Source organism: Halobacterium bonnevillei, from assembly GCF_009831555.1.
Taxonomy (GTDB): Archaea; Halobacteriota; Halobacteria; order Halobacteriales; family Halobacteriaceae; genus Halobacterium; species Halobacterium bonnevillei.
In genome coordinates, this window is sequence record NZ_WUUU01000274.1 from 1 (window position 1) to 2,662 (window position 2,662).

At 69.1% G+C, this 2,662-nt stretch carries 2 protein-coding genes and 2 pseudogenes; 3 read left to right on the top strand and 1 reads right to left on the bottom strand.

What is annotated here, in order from left to right; all coding sequences use genetic code 11:
- From GRX66_RS18205 to GRX66_RS18215, 3 genes and pseudogenes are all read left to right on the top strand, one after another.
- A pseudogene (locus GRX66_RS18205) lies at positions 1-353 on the top strand (hypothetical protein); the annotation flags it as partial.
- A gap of 74 nt (positions 354-427) precedes the next feature.
- On the top strand, positions 428-1,345 hold the full coding sequence (locus GRX66_RS18210; protein ID WP_159527750.1) for an ABC transporter ATP-binding protein: 918 nt from the start codon (positions 428-430) through the stop codon (positions 1,343-1,345).
- Positions 1,342-2,214, top strand: a complete 873-nt coding sequence (locus GRX66_RS18215) for an ABC transporter permease (protein ID WP_159527751.1) — start codon at positions 1,342-1,344, stop codon at positions 2,212-2,214. Before GRX66_RS18210 ends, GRX66_RS18215 begins: the two co-directional genes overlap by 4 nt.
- Positions 2,215-2,368: 154 nt before the next feature.
- On the opposite strand, the pseudogene GRX66_RS18220 reads toward GRX66_RS18215, so the two are convergent.
- A pseudogene (locus tag GRX66_RS18220) lies at positions 2,369-2,662 on the bottom strand (hypothetical protein); the annotation flags it as partial.

Genomic DNA, 2,662 nt, shown 5'->3' on the forward strand with positions numbered 1-2,662 from the left:
CCGCGTTCGTCGCCGCGACGCTGGCGCTGACCGCCGGGTCGGCGTCGACGACGCTGGCGACCGCGTCGACGTACGCGTTCTTCGTGCTGTCGCTGTTCTGGCCGATTGTCGTGAGCGTCGCGGCCGCACTCGCCGAGTCGGAACTCGGCGTCGACCTCGCATCGAGCACCGTCGACGCGATCGTGCTCGGGAGCCCGCTGTTCGCGTACGGGAACGCGCTGGGCGTCGTCGGTATCCAGACGGTCAGCACGTCCGGGCAGTCGTCTCCCTGGGTCGGCGTCGTCGTGCTCGCCGCGTGGACCGGCCTCGGGTTCGCACTCGCAGCGGCACGATTCGGCCGCGTCGACCTGTGAGACCCGGTCACACGCCGTCGCTCGCGCTGAGAACCACCCCAATCGATTTATGAACTCGGCGTCATCCCACCTCCATGGCAGCAATCGAACTCAGTGGCGTCACCAAGCGGTACGGAGACGTCACGGCCCTCCACGACCTCGACCTGGAGGTTCGAGACGGCGAAATATACGGCTTCCTCGGACCGAACGGCGCTGGGAAGTCCACCACTATCGACATTCTCCTCGACTTCGTCCGCCCGACCGCCGGGTCGGCGACCGTTCTCGGACACGACTCCCACGCCGACTCGCTGTCCATCCGCCAGCGAATCGGCGTGCTCCCCGAGGGGTTCCACGTCTACGAACGCCTCACCGGCCGTCAGCACGTCGAGTTCGCCATCGAGTCCAAGGGCGCGAACGACGACCCGGACGCCCTCCTCGAACGCGTCGGCATCCCGGACGCCGCCGACCGGAAAGCCGGCGGGTTCTCAAAGGGGATGCAGCAACGCCTCGCGCTGGCCATCGCGCTGGTCGGCGACCCGGAGATCCTCATCCTCGACGAGCCCTCCACCGGCCTCGACCCGAACGGCGCCCGCGAGATGCGCTCGATCATCACCGAGGAGGCCAACCGCGGCGCGACCGTGTTCTTCTCCAGCCACATCCTCGAACAGGTCGAAGCGGTGTGTGACCGCGTCGGCATCCTCAAGAACGGCCAACTGGTCGCTGAGGACACCATCCGCGGCCTCCGGGACGCCGCCGGCACCGGGTCGTCGCTGACGGTGACCGTCGACGAGCTGTCCGCCGACATCCTGGCGGCCGTCGAGGACGTACCGGGCGTCTCCGGCGTCTCCGCCGACGGCGACACGCTCACCGTCTCCGCGGAGAACGCGGCGAAGACGGACATCCTCGACGCCGTCGAGTCCGCGGGCGGCGAGGTCGAGGACTTCGCGACGCGGGAAGCCTCGCTGGACGACGTCTTCGCGGCCTACACCAACGACGAGGCGGTGGAAGCATGAGCTGGACAGCCATCGCGCGCAAGGACTTCCGGGACGCCGCCCGGTCGAAAGCCCTCTGGGGGTTGACTGTGCTGTTCGTCCTCTTCATGGCCGGGTTCGCGTACCTGTTCACGCTCCTCCAGGGACAGGGCCAGGGGCAGAGTGACGCCGTCCTCTCTAGTCTCGACTACGTGTCCTTCCTGATGAGTCCGGTCGCGTTACTCGTCCCCATCACCGCGCTCGTCATCACGCACAAGTCCCTCGCCGGCGAAGTCGAGTCCGGGAGCGCGAAGTTCCTCCTGTCGCTGCCGCACACCCGCCGCGACGCCGTCGTCGGGAAGGTCGTCGGCCGCGGCAGCGTCCTCGCCGCGTCAATCGGCGTCGGCCTCGTCGCCGCGCTCGTCGTCGTGCTCGCGCTCTACGACGTCTTCGACGCCGGCGTCTTCCTCACGTTCGCGGTGATGACAGTGCTGCTCGGCTTCGTCTACACCGGCATCGGCGTCGGACTCTCCGCGACGACCAAGGACTCGGGGCGCGCGACCATCCTCGCGGCCGGCTTCTTCGTCGTCTTCGAGGTCGTCTGGGGGTTCGCCGCGAACGCGCTGTACTACCTCGTCGAGGGGACGTTCTCGCCGCCGTTCGCGCAGGCAGCCGACGGCACGCCGTACCTCGACGCGCCCGGCTGGTACTTCTTCGTGCAGCGGCTCTCCCCCAGCGAGGCGTTCGGCTCCGCCACCCAGTGGTTCACTGACAGCACCGCGACGTTCCTGCCGGCGTTCGACACCATCCCGTTCTACCTCACAGGGTGGGCGTCGCTGGTCATCCTCGTCGCGTGGGTGGTCGTCGTGCCCGCCGCCGGCTTCTACGTGTTCTCCCGGGCGGACCTCTGAGGACCGCACCGGGGTCGGTCTCCGGCCCGCTCCGACTAGCTTCGATTCCCGTGTCTCGGCCTCCCAAGCCGTCGGAACGCCAGCGACGCTACGGGGCCGTCCGCGTTATCGAATTCGAACACGCCACAGACCGCGGGGGGCCGGACAGCCGCGGTCACTCGGCCGGTGACTGACACCGGTATCGTCGCGTCTGTTCGCCGTCGAACGCGGGCCCAGGGCCGACGTCCTCGAACCCCGCGTCCTCGAGGACGCCCGCGAGCGCGTCGCCCTCTACTAGCACTGCTTCAACGGGGACCGCCTCGCTGGCGGCGAACTCGCAGGGCGCGTCCAGGAGTTCGTCGACAGCGTCCGGGTCGCCCGCCAGGCGCGTCACGTGGACCGCGCCGCGCCACGTGTCGACGCGACGAACCCGGTGACCGGCACTGTCCTTCGACCGCGGACGCGGACG